Genomic DNA, 15,672 nt, shown 5'->3' with positions numbered 1-15,672 from the left:
CTATCATCACTAATTTTAAGCAAGTGCAAACTAAAGTTAATGAACGCGAGGGGTAATCCCAATGAATGGCGTGTTTTTGGTTTCAATTTTAGCAGCTCTATTTTTAACTTATAAACTCATTACGGTTCTTAAGAATAAAGAGGGACATAAAGGTAATAAGAAAATCGCCTTGTCATTATACGTCTTGTTTATCATCGCCTTAGCAGCGGTAAATATAACTTACTCCTAGTCGTCATACGTCGTCTCCTGATTTTTTCTAATAGTAGTTTTTGAGGACTATAAGGTATGAATAAAAGAGGAAGGAGGTTAGAGATGAGGACGATATTAGAATTACTGCGCATCATCTTAATTTTTGTACTACTTGGCGGCTTGGTTTTTGCATTTATTGGTGAAATTTATGCAATCCATGAACCAACGGAAAGCTATTCGTGGCTCGGTGCATTAGCAATATTAGTTTTATATTTTGTACTATATAGAAACAAGTTGCAATTCTCTGGTTGGTATAAGGGAAAAGGAAGAAGGAAGCTGCCTGAAAAAGTTTCGAATGCACTTGTTTTTACTTCTATACTATTAATCATCGCACCATTTATTATGGGCTCATTATTAGACTGACGAAGGCAAGTTTGAAAGTTGAAAACTTCTTTGTGAAATTTGAAGTGCATCGTAAAATGTGAGGAGACCAATTCCATGGAGATCATTATTGGGATAGCTGTAATCGTAACGGTTTTTTCGATTGAGTTACAGCTGAGGAGATTGAATAAAACAAATGAACAAATTCTTGAATTGTTAAAAGGAATAAAGGAAAAAGAATGAAGTAATAGAGAAATAGGCGAATTTGGACAGCGTTAATAGCGATAACTTGATTTGTTGTTAAATAGACAACCTCATTCATTATCTGTCCACTAAACCTTTGAACGCTTTATCATGCTCATTAATCACATCATTTAAAACATCCATGAATTCAGCATCGACCCCTTCGGGAAGTCTTATTTCCTCTTTTTTTCTTAAGACAATTTTCCCGTCTTTTACTTCAACTTGGACATCATCTCCCTGTGATAAGCCAACTTGCTTCAGTAGTTCTGTAGGAAGAGTAATTCCAAAGCTGTTTCCAATCTTAGTAACTTTTCTTTCGAATTGATCCAAAATGATCACGTCCTCATTATAATGTTATAACTATTATAACACTTGGGAATGATTTAAAAAATCTATATACTGGGTTTATATTTTTATCAGTTTTTATTTAAGTAGGACTGAGTCTTAATTTTTTATGAAATAATTAGTCTAACATCAAAAACGGAGTCCTGATTTAGGACTCCGCTTTTTCTGCTAAGGTGCTTATTTATTTTTTCCTGTTGTTTTATCAAGCCCAATGGCTGTACCGGCTCTTGATGAATCGGCTGCACCTTCGTAACTGCCATCTTCAAGAACTCTTACAGCCTGTACGTTTCCAATTTCTCCAGGGCTGCTTTGCCATTGGTGGCCCCAGTCTTCCATTGTAGCTCTTGTTTCATCCGGAATGCCGTCTTCCCAACTAATTTGAGGATAAGAGGCACTGTATATTCTCGGTTCCTCTATCGCATCCTTCAACGGCATATCATAATCGATTACATTAACGAGCGTTTGAAAGACAGAAGTTATGATCGTAGGGCCGCCAGGGGAACCAAGTGACAGATAAGGTTCGCCGTCTTTAAACACCATGGTAGGTGTCATGCTGCTCATCGGTCGTTTGCCAGGCTTCACCTGGTTAGGTCCTCCCGGGACTGCACTGAAATCGGTTAACTCATTATTCAGCATAAAACCGTATTCCGGCACCATAATCCCTGAACCAAATACTTGCTCAATCGTTGTCGTATAGGACACGTGATTTCCCCATTTATCCGCTACACTAAAATGGGTGGTCTCTCCGATTTCACGGTCGTCCTCACTACTGGCTGCGGGGTCTAATTCCCCATCTTGATACTCCCACGGATCACCTGGTTCGACATTTTCATTAGCCTGCCCCATCTCGATAAGGGAAGCTCGTTCTGCTAAGTATTCTTCATTTAACATGCCTTCCATCGGTACATCCACAAACTGCGTGTCTCCGATATATGCATTTCGATCAGCATAAGCGAGATGCATCGCTTCGGCCATTACATGATATTTTTCAGGTGATTTTACATCATATTCGCTTAAATCAAACCCTTCCAGCATTTTAAGCATTTGAAGAACAGTCAGGCCTCCAGAACTTGGCGGCGGCATTGAAGCAATTTCGTACCCCCGGTAAGTCCCCGTTACAGGCTCATCTATTGTAAGCTGATAGTTTTCCAGATCATCAGATGTCATGGTGCCGCCAAAATCCTGAACCGTATCGGCAAGAGCCTGTCCAATTTCACCTCCGTAAAAAGCATCTAACCCATCTTTTCGGATTAGTTTAAAGGTATCTGCCAGGTCTTTTTGGACAAGCTTATCTCCTTCCTGCAGAGGCTCACCGCCAGGTAAAAAGACATCTTTCGCTGCGCTTCTTGATAATTCATATTGATTATCATCAATAGCCTCTGCCAGCACACTATTTACTTCTACACCCTTATGTGCAAGTTTAATGGCGGGGTTGATTAATTGATTAAATGGGCGGGTTCCCCATTCGTCGTAGGCTGTCATTAACCCTTTTAACGTCCCGGGCACACCAACAGCATCTCCGGTAATATGCCGTTCTGAAAAAGGTATAACCTCTCCATTCTCATCAAGGAACATATCCGGCTCCGCACCAGCCGGAGCACGTTCACGGCTGTCAATGATCGAGACATCGTCCTCCTCAGCTTCATACACCATCATAAAGCCGCCACCGCCAATGCCTGACATCATCGGCTCTGCCACGTTTAGCGCAAGCTGTATAGCAACCGCTGCATCCATGGCCGTTCCCCCTTTACGGAGAACCTCTGCACCAATTTCTGTGGCAGCAGGGTGAGCAGTGGCTACCATTCCTTCCTCTCCATAAGCTACTTCATCTTCAGAATAATGAGGACCCCCCTTAGCAAAAGCTCCGCCCGGAAGTGCTGTAGTGAACAAAAGGACCACTAACACGATGAATGACCAGGTTTGTCTTCGTTTAACATTCAATAAAATTCTCCTCCTTTCCATATTATTCTACATTTTACAGAACATTCTGAATTGTATATACAGACGATAACTCCCAATAATTTCAATTTAATGCAGCTGCTTTATCCGCTTTTCTCAAACTTACAGTAAGTGTAACTCAGTAATCGACACCATTTGTCTTTACCTGTTATAAAAATACACGCATCGACTGCTGGCTTCTAGGTAAAAGGAAAGGGACTGTTTATATATAATAATAGCTACACTTATTTAAGTTTTATAAATTCCAAACTGCTCTTGAGCCAGTGGGTTGAAAACTTCTTCTTAGTGCCGTGTTGGAGGTGCGCAGTCTTTATTGATGAAGGCGCGGTATTGTGCGGGTTTTCAACTTCCACCCAGTAGGGAAATGAAAAAGCGCATGAAATCGATAATTTCACACGCTTTTTCATTATTAGAAACACTTTTTACTTATATTGGAGCCTCTTTTGAATATTATTGAATAGCTGCTTGCACGTCGATAACTCCGTTTCCATAGGAGAAGGAATCACCAAGAGGAACAGCTGTGTCATTCAACGTTTGTCTGATCTCATCATTAGTCAATCCAGAATCATCTGCTAATAGTAAAGCAGCTGCCCCAGCAACGTGCGGGCTTGCCATGGAAGTACCGTTAAAGCGCTCATAATCATTACCCGGTACAGAACTTAAAATATCTACACCCGGAGCCATCACTTCAAGTTCGTCCCCAACACTGGAAAATGAGGCTCTGTTATTGACATCGTCTACGGCGCCAACAGCCATCGCAGCGTCATATTTAGCAGGGTAACCGATTGTGTTTTTCTTCCCTTTAGACCCTTCATTTCCAGCAGCAGCTACTACTAATACGCCCTGATCATCAGCATTGTTTACTGCTTGTTCTAAAGTGGCTGATCCGCGGCTTCCACCCAGACTCATGTTAATAATGTCGATGTCATTGCTAATTGCCCACTCAATCCCTTGAGCAATTCCACTGTAAGAACCGCTGCCTTCACTACTTAATACTTTAACGGCGTAGAGGTCAGTAGATGGCGCTACACCTAGCACACCTAGTGAATTATCTACCCCTGCAACCGTTCCAGCCACATGTGTACCATGGCCATTCTCATCTACTAAGGGGTTAGGTTCGCCGCTTACAAAACTCTCTCCGCCAGCTACATTTAAATCTTCATGTGCTCCATCAATACCAGAGTCCAGTACAGCTACCTTTACACCATTCCCAGTCGTTCCTTGAGCTTGTACATCATCTGCATTAATTTGTGAGATTCCGTAGGGCGTCGTTTGACTAGTTGCCTGTGCGACATGATCTTTTTCTACATACGCCACATTAGGATTGTTGGATAAGGCTTTTACTGCTTGTTCCGGAAGCTTGGCATGCACGACATTCATATATTCATATTCGTGAATTACTTTTCCTCCGACTCCTTTTACGGCATTTTGGTTCACTTTTGATTTAAAGCCAATTAAGTATTCTTCTACCACTGCCTTTTGCTCAGCCGCTTTTTCAGCTGAAGCTTGGGCTATGTTACTGAATGTAAAGACTAGAGCAAACATTAAAATAAACCCGGCTACTTTCCACATGTGTTTACGCATCAAAGTCCTCCTTTAATTTTTTACTCAGAGTTCCAATAGAATTCTGAATAGTTCTAATATTATGATAACGTCGATAGTATGACGGATGTTTGGGAAATACCTATGTAAAAGAGGCTGCTCAAGGCAGTGTGGAAGCATCAACTTGGGAAAGTTTAACAAGGGTATTATTCTTGAAGCGTCATTTATAGATATATTCCACACAAATGATGGTGAGGTTGCTATAGTCCGGTGACCCTCATCTTAGGACTTGATCTTTAGTGAGTCCCTCATTATTTTAGAAGCATAAGGGAGATTCATCTTGATATTTTGAATTCAAATCTTCATGTAATTACACTCTCCAGGTAATAGGAAAGATTATAATGGATTGATCTATGATAAACTATTACTAATAAAGAACTAGTAAAGCAGGTGATACTTTGGTCAATATGAAAGACGTAGCTAAGGAAGCAGGAGTCGGCCTTGGCACCGTTTCTCGAGTGATTAATAAAAATGGTCCCGTTAAAGAATCAACGCGGCTCAAAGTAGAGCGAGCGATTGAGACATTGAAATATAAACCAAATGAAGTGGCCAGAAACTTCAAGATGCAGCAATCGCGTTCGGTAGCCTTGATTGTTCCTACAATATGGCATCCTTTTTTCTCGAAATTCGCCTACCACGTGGAGCAGGTGCTTTCTAACAATGGGTACAAAATGATCTTATGTAATTCGCAGAGTGATGTAATGAAAGAAATCAACTATATATCGATGCTGGAGAAAAATAAGATCGACGGATTGATTGCGATTACGTACAGTCATGATCTTGATCAATATATCACCAGCCATTTGCCGATCGTCAGCATTGACCGCCACTTCACGGAAGATGTCGTTTACGTCACCAGTGACAATGAAAAAGGCGGCCAAATCGCAGCGGATGAACTGATTAAACGAGGATGCAGGAAGATCGCTTTCTTAGGAAGCGTCTCGGACATTAAGAACGAATCGATGAGACGCCGCCAGGGCTTTGAAGCTGAAGCAAAGCAGAGCAGCATTTCCTACCATGTGCTTGAACTGGAAGAACCGGTGGAGGATATTAGTGAAAGTGTACGCACATTCTTCCATGAGCATCCTGATGTGGATGGCGTTTTTGCCATGAATGATAAATGGGCCAGGATTATTATCAGCACCTTACAAAACGAAAGAAAACGCGTTCCAGAGGATGTCCAGGTCATCGGCTACGATGGAATTACAGCCAGTAAGGAAGAAGAATTGACGTTTTCAACGATTAAGCAGCCTGTGCATTTGATGGCGGAAAAGGCAGCTGAAGCGATTATCAGCATGATCAACGATCAACCGACTGATGAGAAGGTGATATTGCCTGTCGAATTTCATAACGGAACGAGTACTAAATAAAATAGTGTTGACATTCTAAAGTGAAAGCGCTATTATGGTTATTAACAAAAAGCGATTTCTAGAGTCGCTTTCTTTTAAAAACAAAAGTGGAAACGTTTCCAAAAAATGAAACTTTTTTACTTGAATGATCTTTTTATTTTTCATTAAAGTGGAAACGTTTCCACTTTAGTAATCTAACTTAGGAGGAAAATGTAATGGCAAAGAACCCTAAAGTAGTTGCCGATAGTGTTTTGGAAGCCCTCGGTGGAAAAGAGAACATTTATCGAGTATCGCATTGCGCCACAAGGTTGAGAGTGGAACTGCACGATGATCAAAAATTGGACAAGCAGGCTTTTGACTCGATTCCAGGCGTGAGCGGTTACTTTTTTCAAAGCGGCCAGCATCAAATCATTTTGGGTACTGGATTTGTAAACAAGGTGTTCGCTGAATTGGTTAATCAAGGCGTGGCTGAAGAGCAAGGTGAAAAAGAGGAACCGTCCGGCGGCTCGAATAAAACTAAAATCCAGCAGTTGACGAAGACGTTTGCTGATATATTCATTCCTGTAATCCCTGTCTTGATTGCAACCGGGCTATTGATGGGGCTGCGTGGTTTATTAATCAACGGATTTGGGATGGAAATGTCCGATACCGTATTAGTACTCTCTCAAGTACTGACAGACACGGCCTTTACGTTCATTCCAGTATTCGTTGCCTGGTCAGCCATGAAAACCTTCGGCGGTTCTCCTGTTCTTGGTGTTGCGCTCGGGTTGATGCTCGTGGCGCCGCAGCTGCCGGATAAGTGGGCAGTGACCTTTGGGGATGCTGAACCTTTACTGCTTCCGTTCCTCGGATTTGATATCCCGATCACCGGTATGCAAAGTTCGATCCTGCCAGCTGTTTTTATGGGTTGGTTAGCAGCAACGATTGAAAAGAAGGCACGAAAGTTTGTTCCAGAAGCTTTGGACTTGATTTTGACACCGTTCATTACGTTGCTATTCTCTTTAGTTCTCGGCTTAATCATGGTAGGACCGCTGATTCTAGGAATTGAAAACTTGATCACTTCAGGGATCATGTACTTCTTTGAATTGCCATTCGGAATCGGTGGTTTCGTCTATGGAGGGGCCATTCAATTTCTTACGATCACCGGCATGCACCATACGATTGTTCCCATTTCGGTAAAAATGGTAGCAGAAACGGGCTATGATCTCATTAATCCGATCGGCACAGCTGCCATCGCCGGGCAGGCCGGGGCTGCGATTGCTGTGATCATTCAACAGAAAAACAAGATCAAACGCTCCAACATGTACGGCTCTGTCATCCCGGCCTTTTTAGGAATCACTGAACCTGTTATGTTTGCGATTAACCTGCCTAAAGTGAAACCGTTCTTCTTCGGGTGTTTAGGTGGAGCAGTTGGCGGTGGTTTAGCTTCTATTCTCGGCATCGCAGCTCAAGGAACGGGTTCAACGATGCTGCCAGGTTTACTGCTGTATATCGGAGATGGATTTTTCCAATACATTCTCGTCATTCTAGTAGCGCTTGCTACTTCCTTCTTAGTCACATTCGCAGCGTACCGTGAAAAACAAGAAGCGGAACAGCCGGCACTAAACTACAAGGTCAATCATGGTTAATAAAAGAAAGGAAGCCTCCTATGATCCAGCCTATCGACTTTTCTAACCGTCAGAACCGATTTTTATCAATGACGGACGTATCCGATGGTTATTTGAATATGATCGAAAATAAAACGAAACAGGATCCTTACTATCCGACGTATCATGTGGCTCCCCGTCACGGGCTTTTGAATGATCCCAATGGTCTCTCCTACTATAAGGGGAGACACCATATCTTTTATCAATGGTTTCCGCTTGGTCCGGTGCATGGCCTGAAGCATTGGTATCATGTGTCTACAAAGGATTTTATCCATTTTGAAGATCACGGAGTCGCACTTTATCCAGATCAGAACTATGATTCTCATGGTTGTTTTTCAGGATCAAGCTTTATCGAAGGAGAGGATCTTCATCTCTTCTATACGGGGAACCAAGTCAGCAAAGACGGCCAGGTCAACCAGAATCAGGTATATGCGTCTATGGATGAAAACTTGAACGTAACGAAGCACGGTGCCATTACAGAAGCACCTGCCCCGCAATTCACACATAATTTCCGGGATCCAGTCGTGTTTAAACGGGATGAAGTGTATTACATGCTCGTTGGAGGGGAAACCGTCCATCAGCAAGGGGCGTTAGCTCTATACAGCGGACCCTCCATTCATGAAATGACGTATCAAGGCATTGTGAATACTACGATGAAAAATCCGGGTTATATGTGGGAATGTCCGAATTATTTCGAAGAGGAAGATCAAGGCGTTCTGATTTTTTCTCCGCAGGGAGATTTAATAAAAGATAAATATAATTTCAACAATGTATTTTCTGTCGTGTATGCGGTCGGTCAGCCCCTTGATGTTGACCAATTGAGCTTTGGTGGAAGTGAGTTCATCGAGCTGGATAAAGGGTTTGACTTCTACGCTCCGCAAACGTATCAAGATGAGCAAGGTCGAAGAATTCTAATTGGCTGGCTCGGTAATTCCAAGAGTGATTACCCGACGGATTCAAATATGTGGGCGCACATGCTGACTATCCCCCGGGAAATTACGATAAGCGGAAATCGTCTTCTTCAACATCCAATAAAAGAGCTTGAGAGTTTGCGAACCGGTCGTGAAACGTTGAAGAAAAATCACGTTTTGTCTTCCCGGGCGTTTGAAATCGAAGTGTCTGTGGATGAAAGATTTGAAATGACATTTAAAAACAAGGATGGGGAATCCATCACGTTCTCTTCTAATGGAGGGGAGTATTGTTTAGACCGTTCAAACATGACTCACCTTTTTGCGGAACGTTATGGGGTGAAAAGGTATGCTTTACGACAGAACAAAGAGAGCCATCGTATTCGTATCTTTGTGGATTCCTCCAGCATTGAAATTTTTTGTGATAACGGGCAAACCATTTTTACAAGCCGGATGTTCATAGCTGATCTCTCTGTAGTTCATTCAGAAAGTGTCACAGGCGACTTGTTTTGTTTAGGGTCTATTACCACTCATGTGGAAACAGGGTAACTCTACTATAGGTGTTTATAAGAGAGTTATTCCACAATACGGCAGGAATGCGGAAGACTTGATTCCGAGATAACCGGGTTCGTTGCCGTATTGAGAGTCAGGGGTGGTTGGGAAGCTACTCGCTTTCCTGTGGGGGAACTGGCGAGCTTCCTCGGGCTAAAGCCCTGTGGGATCTCGCCTACCTCCTTCTCCCACGGGAGTCTCGCAGCTTCCCAACCACCCCGTTCGATAAGAGGAGAAACGAACCGCCTGCTCAGAGAGAGAGCGTCTTCTATCATTCTTGTCCTAGAAGTAGCAAACGCTCTATAGCAAGTATTTCAATAACAACCACATGCTTACATTAAGATTTCTGCTTTAAGCGGTTTCGAGATACCTATTAGGCAGAGGGGCGGAAGGAAACGTTGAGACTCCTGTGGGATTAGCGGGACAGGTGAGACCCCACAGAGCGAAGCTCGAGGAGGCTCAGCGCCCGTCCCACGGAAAGCGAATCGTTTCCTGCAGCCCCTAAACTCTCACTATGTCTCGAAACTAAACTTCAAAAATAGGGAGCTTGTTTGAATATCAACACTAAAAATTAACAGAGCTAAATAAATAGAATAAAGCGGTATGTTCTCCATTGATTATCGAGAACATACCGCTTTATTTTTCATTAAGACATACTCTGTTGTGACCAAAAGAAATTGTAATTATCGCTAGAAGAAGACGTCGTGTTTATTCCTGAAGATGACCTTATCTCGCCGCCGGAACCCCACCTGAAAAATTGAGAAAACTCCGCCTATTCATTTTTACATAAATGTAATTGACCACAGCCTTCATCGCTATTAAAATGGCCGGATAATAAATCAATGACGGTAGCTCTCGGCAATTAAAAGGAAAGATGAGGATCAGATATGTTTTACCGTATGACTGTGTATATTCTTGGGATGTTTGTTAATTATTTTGGAGTCGCTCTTATCATTAATGCTGCGTTAGGGGCGGGGTTTTGGACGGCGTTGTTTGTTGGGATTTCCGATCACCTCGGTTTAACTGTGGGGATGTGGTACGCGATTTTTCAACTGGCTATTATTTTTGTGAATGGCAGGCTGATGAAGCAGTCGCCGGAAGTGAGAGCTTTGCTTCCTATCGTATTGGAAAGTTTGATTTTGGACTTTTGGGTAGAGATCGTGTTTAAAAATATCAGTTTCGCTTCTCTGCCGCTTGCCCTTCAGGTCGTCATTCTGTCCATGGGCGTAGCCTTCAGTGCATTAGGCGTTGCGATTTATATTTTACCTCAGCTGCCGCGTGCACCGGTTGACCAACTATTTCTCGTCGTTGCCAAAAGGTTCAACTTGAGCTTGCGTCTAAGCCAGACGGCTATCGCTTTCACCACATCCACCTCAGCGCTGCTGATTGGCGGACCCGTTGGACTTGGTACGGTGCTTGGCGTTGTTTTTGCCGGTACGCTCATTCAATTCTTTTATACGAAGGGGTATCCTTTGTATTATATGGCGCATCCGCACTACCGCGAGCGCTTTGAACTCGCAATGTAATAGGATTCTCTTACTCTGGAGCGTGGTCAGGGTAAGAGTTTTTTATTTTCGCTGAGTTTGAATAAGGAGAGAGTTAGAAGCTTCCAAAGAGTTTGATTCACTCTTTGCCGCTTTCCACATATAATTTATTAGTCGCTGAATGATAAGAAGAACGGAATTGGAGAAGCAATCCAAGCCCTTCATACATAACATAAAACAGTTCCGAAGAGGGTGGATATTATGAGCTTTTTAATTAATAATGACCAAAGTGAAGAAGTAGAAGTTGATTATAATTTCGCGGACCTCCTGCAATTATTCGGACAGTGGCTCGTATCAACCGGTGATTTTATAACATTGGCCGGTCAAACCATTGCCATTGAACAAGATAGGCAAGAAAGAATACAGGACATCATCGACCAGCAGGAGCAGGAATTGGAGAAGCAGCAAATGCAGCAGCAGCTGGATGATCTTCAGGAACAGATTAAGCAGCTGCAAAGTGCGAATTCCGAACGGGTGACGCAGAGAAGATAATAAAAAGGAGTCAAATGAGCGGAGGCAATCGTGAACATTGTCTCTTTTTTGTGTGAAGTGAACTAGAACCCACTAAATATTGTATAATGTTCCATATAAAAATGATCCCCTTAAGGAAAACGAGGAGAAGTCCAATGAATCCAGCACATTCCATACAACTCAAACTTTACTCTAACCGCTACGCAGACGTACTGCATGCTTTTAAACTCCCTTACGAACAAGAAAGATTTACTGCATTACCAAACAGATTTTCAGAAGTGGCCGAAGGGGAGCATCGAGTGGTCATCGTAAGTGATGATGTGCCAGTCGGGTTCTTTTTGCTGCATGAAACCGATAGGGTCAAAGAATTTTCCACCAACCCTCATGCTATGCTGCTGACTGCCTTATCTATCAATCATCCAGAACAGGGGAAGGGATACGCCAGGCAGGGGATGTTGTTATTAGAAAGTTTTGTCCGTGAAAAATTTCCTGAATGTAACGAAATTGTATTAGCCGTCAATCATACAAATATAGCAGCCCAGAAATTATACGTTAAAGCAGGGTTTCACGATACGGGAAAAAGAATATTAGGGCCAATTGGTGAACAGTACCTCATGAAAAAATACTTAGACACATAATTTCTTAGTCTGCATTAAAAAGCTGAAAGGCCGGAGTGTCCCGGCCTTTCAGCTTATCCATCACGGTCTGATGATATATTGATAGAAATGGACATCCTGCCATTCCCCGAACTTGTACCCCACTTCTTTTAAACTGCCTGCATATGTAAAGCCGAATTTTTTATGAAGCTGTACACTTTGGGGATTATCGCCGCTGATTCCGCCAATGATCGTGTGATAGCCCAGATCAAATGCTCGCTGCAGGATCTCTTTCAACAAAACAGACCCTATTCCCTTGCCCTGCTGGATGGAGGACACATAGACTGAGACCTCGGCTGTATAGGCGTAGCCGGGTTTTCCTCTGAAGGAACTCAATCCGCAATACCCTGATGCCTGGCCATCCAATTCTGCAACAATCAGGGGATATTTCTCTCCGTGTTTGCTGAACCAGCTCTTCCGTTCCTCCAGCGTTTGTTCTTCTAAATCAAAAGTAGCCGTCAGGTCGCGTACCGCTTCGTTATAAATATCCAGCATAATAGGCAGATCTTCTAGTACGGCGTCTCTTGTGTGTAACAATCAAATCCCTCCTTTAAACGGTTACTTCACTCATAAAAGCTTGCACGTTCCCTTCTATCAATAGAAGGGAGTCCATACGAAAAGATTGAACATAGCTATTATTTTTAGTATACCTAAGAGTTCTATGTGAAACACTAGAAACATAGAGTACACCAACTGCTTTTTTCTTTCGATTATAATGATGAACCGAGAAAAGGGGGAGAGGTATTGAATTATCAAAAGGAATTCATCTTATTTTTCACGAATGCGGAGCGGCATACCGTCTCTGCTGAAGCGCGCCTCCTCTGGCTGGCGCTGCTGTGGGCGAACTTCAGATCGGGACCGAAAAAGGAATGTACGGCGGATAATGAATTGTTGATGAAGCGGGCAGCCTTGAATCAGGAGTCTTTTAACCGGGCGAAAGACGAATTGATAGAGGAAGGCTACGTTGAACTTAGAGAAGAATATGAAACGAGCACGACATACCGTCTCATTCCTCAAGAGATTGTTTTTAATGAGAAGGATGAAGTGATGGAAAAAGCCAGTCTGCGTTGAGACTGGCTTTTTTCTATTGTTATGGGACTTGTTCAATTTTACATAAGGTCATATTGTAATTCTTCAATCAATAGGAGTAGAATTAGTATATATTGTCATTGGCTGCGAGAAGAGGAGAGACCGATATGAATAGGGTGAAAATCATGATAGGGGCTGTGCTCGTCCTTGCTTTGGCGGGGTGTGTGCAGGGGGATTTCGGTGTGAAGATCAATAAGGATGGAAGCGGCGTCCATACGATTACGCTCGGGATAGAGGAAAGTGTGTTTGAACAATTCGGGGGAAGTGAAGGAGAGACGATTGATTCGACGAATGATGACCTGGAAGCGCAAGGGTATACGGTAGAAAATTATAATGAAGATGGATACGTCGGATTCCGTGCCACAAAGGAATTTGAAGAAGTGAGTGACATGCAGCTTGTTCCTGATACAGAGGGGCTGAGCGAAGCGGGCATCGATGCTCCCGCTGATGACTCCAGTGTCGTGAACAGTCCGGTTGATTTGAAGATGGAAGAAGGCTTGTTTACGGATACGTACCTTTTTGAAGGGGAAATGGATCTTTCCAATTCTGCAGGGCTCGGCGGCATGGAGCAAATGCTGGCCAGTCAAATGGATATGACGTTCACTTTGGAGTTGCCGATCCGGCCGTCAGATCATAACGCCGATGAAGCGGACGGCAGGGTGCTGACGTGGGACGTGGACCTGACCGGCACAAATAACATCATGGTAGAGGCGAAAGCGCCCAATATTACGAACATAATTGTGGCGAGTGTTGTTGTTCTTGTGGTTGTTGCTGGTTTGATGTTCTTTGTAAGACGGAGAAAAAAGCAGAAAGAGGCATAAGAAAAGTGAATGGATTATAAAAATAGGGAAGAGGTAGAGGAGATATGATTATGAACCTTATCATCCTTGCGTCCGTGGTTATATGGATTGCCGCGATTTATGAGCTGATCAAACCTTCGAAGGAACAAAACAGCCGCAAACTCATTGCATTAACTTCTGTTGGTACGTTATCCACCTTGATTATTACTCTTACACTTTTTGAAGATATGTTTAAAGTTCTATAAACCAAAAATGGGGTGCTGGAATCTTTGCGATTCTGCACCCCATTTTGTATCTCATATCCGTCAGTTATATTGTAGCTTTAATTGAATTAAACAGCTTTTGTCGTTTCCTCAGCACGAACAGGTTTTTCTTTTGATAAAAACCAGCCGCCGATTCCGATCGAAAGAAGGACCGTCCAGAAAATCGCCTTCCATTCTGCACTTTTAGCGAAACCTTCAGCTAATACAGCAAGTTCCGGGTGAGCCAGCGTATAGACGGCGAGCTTGATGCCTACCCAGGCGACGATGAGATAAGCCGTCGTTTCGAGCCCTGGCCGACGGTCGAGCAGGATGACGAAATATCCCGCGGCAAATCGCATGATGACTAGGCCGATGATGCCCCCGGCAAGGACGACAGCGAAGTGTCCTCCATTGAGCCCGCCGATTTCAGGCAGGTTGGCGGCTGGCAAAGTGATCGCTAACGCCACAGCGGCTAAGATGGCATCAACCGCAAAGGCGATATCGGCCAACTCCACTTTCACGACGGTCATCCAGAAGCCTGAGCCTTTTTTCTGTTCAGCGGCTTTGATTAATTTAGGCTTCAATACATGCTTCTTCAAAAGGTGGTAGGCGGCGATTCCGAAAAGATACAGCGCTCCAATCGCCTGCACCTGCCAAATGTGGACGAGGTAGGAAATGATGAATAGTGATCCAAAGCGGAAGATGAAAGCTCCGGCCAGACCATAGAATAAAGCTTTTTTCCTTTGATTCTCTGGTAAATGTTTGACCATGGTCGCGATGACAAGCGCATTATCTGCTGCCAGAATTCCCTCTAGCCCAATAAGGATCAGCAGTACCCATCCGTATTCCATTAATAACGTAACGTCCAATTCATGTTCTCCTTTAAATTATATTATGTGATGACGATGAGTTCATCGTGATCAAAGGTTTGTATATCATCTTCAAATACAATCTTCGTCTGCAGTCGATACGTGCATCCGTCGTCTGTCGGTGTCAGAGCCTCCGGCACGAGGTATCGGAAGGGAAACTCTTTTTGATCACGGGGTTCGATCACCTGTGACATCAATACGGTCGTGACCGGCTGAATCGGTTGCGACTTGCCGGCTGACACCTTGACTAAGTCGCATTCCAGCCGCTTGATCTTCTGAGCGAACCATCCTCCGTATAAATGGAAGGAGCCGGAAACATGCCCTCCAGCCTCAATTTTGTGGGAGTGTAATACAAGGTCAACTTTTGGTGAACCAATTTTAAAGTAACTAAACATTCTGGCAATCAATACTCCGGACCTCCTAGTAATTTTTTGTAAAGGGGTTGTGTTTGTATGCCCCTGTTGTAACGATAGACTCCGGGGCGGGTTATGGGTGTCGAGCGTAATGATCGTTACGGCATATAAAGAAAGCGTAACCGTCATCGTAAGCAAAATCAGAAGCTGTCTCATGAATGAAACGTCTAACTAATGAATGGTCGTTCTCCTCCTAATACATATAAAAAACCTTTACCAGCAATCTGGTAAAGGTTGGGATCGTCATATTTATCCCTTTACCAAAAATGGCAAAGGTCTCGCAAACAACGTTATGTTGCCAGTTAAGCCGGTGATATAAGCATCACGTAATGTCGACATAACTGTAAGCTACTCCCCTTTGGAGTGTTATAAGCTCATGTAGAGCACAGTTTTTACTCTGTAACTGTAATCTTA

The 15,672-nt window shown here is 43.3% G+C and carries 18 protein-coding genes; 12 read left to right on the top strand and 6 right to left on the bottom strand.

Annotated elements, in window-relative coordinates:
* The first annotated feature begins 61 nt into the window (after positions 1-61).
* From LF817_RS13175 to LF817_RS20275, 3 genes are all read left to right on the top strand, one after another.
* Positions 62-229 (top strand): hypothetical protein, encoded by a 168-nt coding sequence (locus LF817_RS13175; protein ID WP_253936285.1) that lies wholly within the window; start codon positions 62-64, stop codon positions 227-229.
* Between the two features lie 83 nt (positions 230-312).
* On the top strand, positions 313-612 hold the full coding sequence (locus LF817_RS13170) for a hypothetical protein (RefSeq protein WP_253936284.1): 300 nt from the start codon (positions 313-315) through the stop codon (positions 610-612).
* Between the two features lie 75 nt (positions 613-687).
* On the top strand, positions 688-813 hold the full coding sequence (locus LF817_RS20275) for a hypothetical protein (protein ID WP_256558311.1): 126 nt from the start codon (positions 688-690) through the stop codon (positions 811-813).
* Between the two features lie 78 nt (positions 814-891).
* Here LF817_RS20275 and LF817_RS13165 read toward each other — a convergent pair whose 3' ends face one another.
* The 3 genes from LF817_RS13165 to LF817_RS13155 all read right to left on the bottom strand — a co-directional run bounded on the left by LF817_RS13165 (position 892) and on the right by LF817_RS13155 (position 4,704).
* On the bottom strand, positions 892-1,152 hold the full coding sequence (locus LF817_RS13165) for an AbrB/MazE/SpoVT family DNA-binding domain-containing protein (protein WP_253936283.1): 261 nt from the start codon (positions 1,150-1,152) through the stop codon (positions 892-894).
* A gap of 183 nt (positions 1,153-1,335) precedes the next feature.
* Positions 1,336-3,099, bottom strand: a complete 1,764-nt coding sequence (gene ggt, locus LF817_RS13160; RefSeq protein WP_371925060.1) for a gamma-glutamyltransferase — start codon at positions 3,097-3,099, stop codon at positions 1,336-1,338.
* A gap of 468 nt (positions 3,100-3,567) precedes the next feature.
* The gene (locus LF817_RS13155) at positions 3,568-4,704 is read right to left on the bottom strand and encodes a S8 family peptidase (protein ID WP_371925059.1); all 1,137 of its coding nucleotides are present in this window, start codon (positions 4,702-4,704) and stop codon (positions 3,568-3,570) included.
* Positions 4,705-5,126: 422 nt separating this feature from the next.
* On the opposite strand from LF817_RS13155, the gene LF817_RS13150 reads away from it, so the two are divergent.
* The 6 genes from LF817_RS13150 to LF817_RS13125 all read left to right on the top strand — a co-directional run bounded on the left by LF817_RS13150 (position 5,127) and on the right by LF817_RS13125 (position 11,827).
* Positions 5,127-6,089 carry a LacI family DNA-binding transcriptional regulator gene (locus LF817_RS13150; RefSeq protein WP_253936365.1) on the top strand — a complete coding sequence of 321 codons (963 nt, stop codon included), beginning with the start codon at positions 5,127-5,129 and terminating at the stop codon, positions 6,087-6,089.
* 194 nt (positions 6,090-6,283) lie between these two features.
* Entirely contained in the window at positions 6,284-7,696 is a 1,413-nt protein-coding gene (locus LF817_RS13145; protein ID WP_253936281.1) for a PTS transporter subunit EIIC, read from the top strand.
* A gap of 20 nt (positions 7,697-7,716) precedes the next feature.
* Positions 7,717-9,171: a glycoside hydrolase family 32 protein gene (locus LF817_RS13140; RefSeq protein WP_253936280.1), complete on the top strand. Its 1,455-nt coding sequence runs from the start codon at positions 7,717-7,719 to the stop codon at positions 9,169-9,171.
* A gap of 890 nt (positions 9,172-10,061) precedes the next feature.
* Positions 10,062-10,700 (top strand): YczE/YyaS/YitT family protein, encoded by a 639-nt coding sequence (locus tag LF817_RS13135; RefSeq protein ID WP_253936279.1) that lies wholly within the window; start codon positions 10,062-10,064, stop codon positions 10,698-10,700.
* A 219-nt stretch (positions 10,701-10,919) separates the two neighbouring features.
* Positions 10,920-11,210 carry a hypothetical protein gene (locus LF817_RS13130; RefSeq protein ID WP_253936278.1) on the top strand — a complete coding sequence of 97 codons (291 nt, stop codon included), beginning with the start codon at positions 10,920-10,922 and terminating at the stop codon, positions 11,208-11,210.
* Between the two features lie 134 nt (positions 11,211-11,344).
* Positions 11,345-11,827 (top strand): GNAT family N-acetyltransferase, encoded by a 483-nt coding sequence (locus LF817_RS13125; protein ID WP_253936277.1) that lies wholly within the window; start codon positions 11,345-11,347, stop codon positions 11,825-11,827.
* A gap of 60 nt (positions 11,828-11,887) precedes the next feature.
* Here the strand turns inward: LF817_RS13125 and LF817_RS13120 are convergent, their stop codons facing one another.
* A complete protein-coding gene (locus tag LF817_RS13120) occupies positions 11,888-12,382 on the bottom strand; it encodes a GNAT family N-acetyltransferase (protein ID WP_253936276.1) in 495 nt (164 codons plus the stop codon).
* Positions 12,383-12,589: 207 nt separating this feature from the next.
* Here LF817_RS13120 and LF817_RS13115 point away from each other — a divergent pair, with 207 nt between their 5' ends.
* From LF817_RS13115 to LF817_RS13105, 3 genes are all read left to right on the top strand, one after another.
* Positions 12,590-12,916, top strand: a complete 327-nt coding sequence (locus LF817_RS13115; RefSeq protein WP_253936275.1) for a hypothetical protein — start codon at positions 12,590-12,592, stop codon at positions 12,914-12,916.
* 125 nt (positions 12,917-13,041) lie between these two features.
* A complete protein-coding gene (locus LF817_RS13110) occupies positions 13,042-13,755 on the top strand; it encodes an LppM family (lipo)protein (RefSeq protein WP_253936274.1) in 714 nt (237 codons plus the stop codon).
* A gap of 50 nt (positions 13,756-13,805) precedes the next feature.
* On the top strand, positions 13,806-13,979 hold the full coding sequence (locus LF817_RS13105; protein ID WP_371925058.1) for a hypothetical protein: 174 nt from the start codon (positions 13,806-13,808) through the stop codon (positions 13,977-13,979).
* A gap of 86 nt (positions 13,980-14,065) precedes the next feature.
* On the opposite strand, the gene LF817_RS13100 is transcribed toward LF817_RS13105, so the two are convergent.
* Together LF817_RS13100 and LF817_RS13095 are read right to left on the bottom strand one after the other, a co-directional pair.
* Entirely contained in the window at positions 14,066-14,845 is a 780-nt protein-coding gene (locus LF817_RS13100; RefSeq protein WP_253936272.1) for a TerC family protein, read from the bottom strand.
* Positions 14,846-14,868: 23 nt separating this feature from the next.
* On the bottom strand, positions 14,869-15,414 hold the full coding sequence (locus LF817_RS13095) for a sporulation protein (RefSeq protein WP_253936271.1): 546 nt from the start codon (positions 15,412-15,414) through the stop codon (positions 14,869-14,871).
* Positions 15,415-15,672: the final 258 nt, after the last annotated feature.

This window comes from Halobacillus sp. A1 (assembly GCF_024189295.1).
GTDB lineage: Bacteria > Bacillota > Bacilli > Bacillales > Halobacillaceae > Halobacillus_A.
Note: the sequence above shows the minus strand (reverse complement) of the source record. Positions and strands in the feature narration are given on the sequence as shown.

Excerpts from the sequence above, each read along its gene's own strand:
- LF817_RS13105 (WP_371925058.1), top strand. The coding sequence starts at position 13,806 with ATGAACCTTATCATCCTTGCGTCCGTGGTTATATGGATTGCCGCGATT.
- LF817_RS20275 (WP_256558311.1), top strand. The coding sequence starts at position 688 with ATGGAGATCATTATTGGGATAGCTGTAATCGTAACGGTTTTTTCGATT.
- LF817_RS13110 (WP_253936274.1), top strand. The coding sequence starts at position 13,042 with ATGAATAGGGTGAAAATCATGATAGGGGCTGTGCTCGTCCTTGCTTTG.
- LF817_RS13145 (WP_253936281.1), top strand. The coding sequence starts at position 6,284 with ATGGCAAAGAACCCTAAAGTAGTTGCCGATAGTGTTTTGGAAGCCCTC.
- LF817_RS13095 (WP_253936271.1), bottom strand. The coding sequence starts at position 15,414 with ATGAGACAGCTTCTGATTTTGCTTACGATGACGGTTACGCTTTCTTTA.
- LF817_RS13170 (WP_253936284.1), top strand. The coding sequence starts at position 313 with ATGAGGACGATATTAGAATTACTGCGCATCATCTTAATTTTTGTACTA.
- LF817_RS13140 (WP_253936280.1), top strand. The coding sequence starts at position 7,717 with ATGATCCAGCCTATCGACTTTTCTAACCGTCAGAACCGATTTTTATCA.
- LF817_RS13130 (WP_253936278.1), top strand. The coding sequence starts at position 10,920 with ATGAGCTTTTTAATTAATAATGACCAAAGTGAAGAAGTAGAAGTTGAT.
- LF817_RS13135 (WP_253936279.1), top strand. The coding sequence starts at position 10,062 with ATGTTTTACCGTATGACTGTGTATATTCTTGGGATGTTTGTTAATTAT.
- LF817_RS13175 (WP_253936285.1), top strand. The coding sequence starts at position 62 with ATGAATGGCGTGTTTTTGGTTTCAATTTTAGCAGCTCTATTTTTAACT.
- LF817_RS13125 (WP_253936277.1), top strand. The coding sequence starts at position 11,345 with ATGAATCCAGCACATTCCATACAACTCAAACTTTACTCTAACCGCTAC.
- LF817_RS13150 (WP_253936365.1), top strand. The coding sequence starts at position 5,127 with ATGAAAGACGTAGCTAAGGAAGCAGGAGTCGGCCTTGGCACCGTTTCT.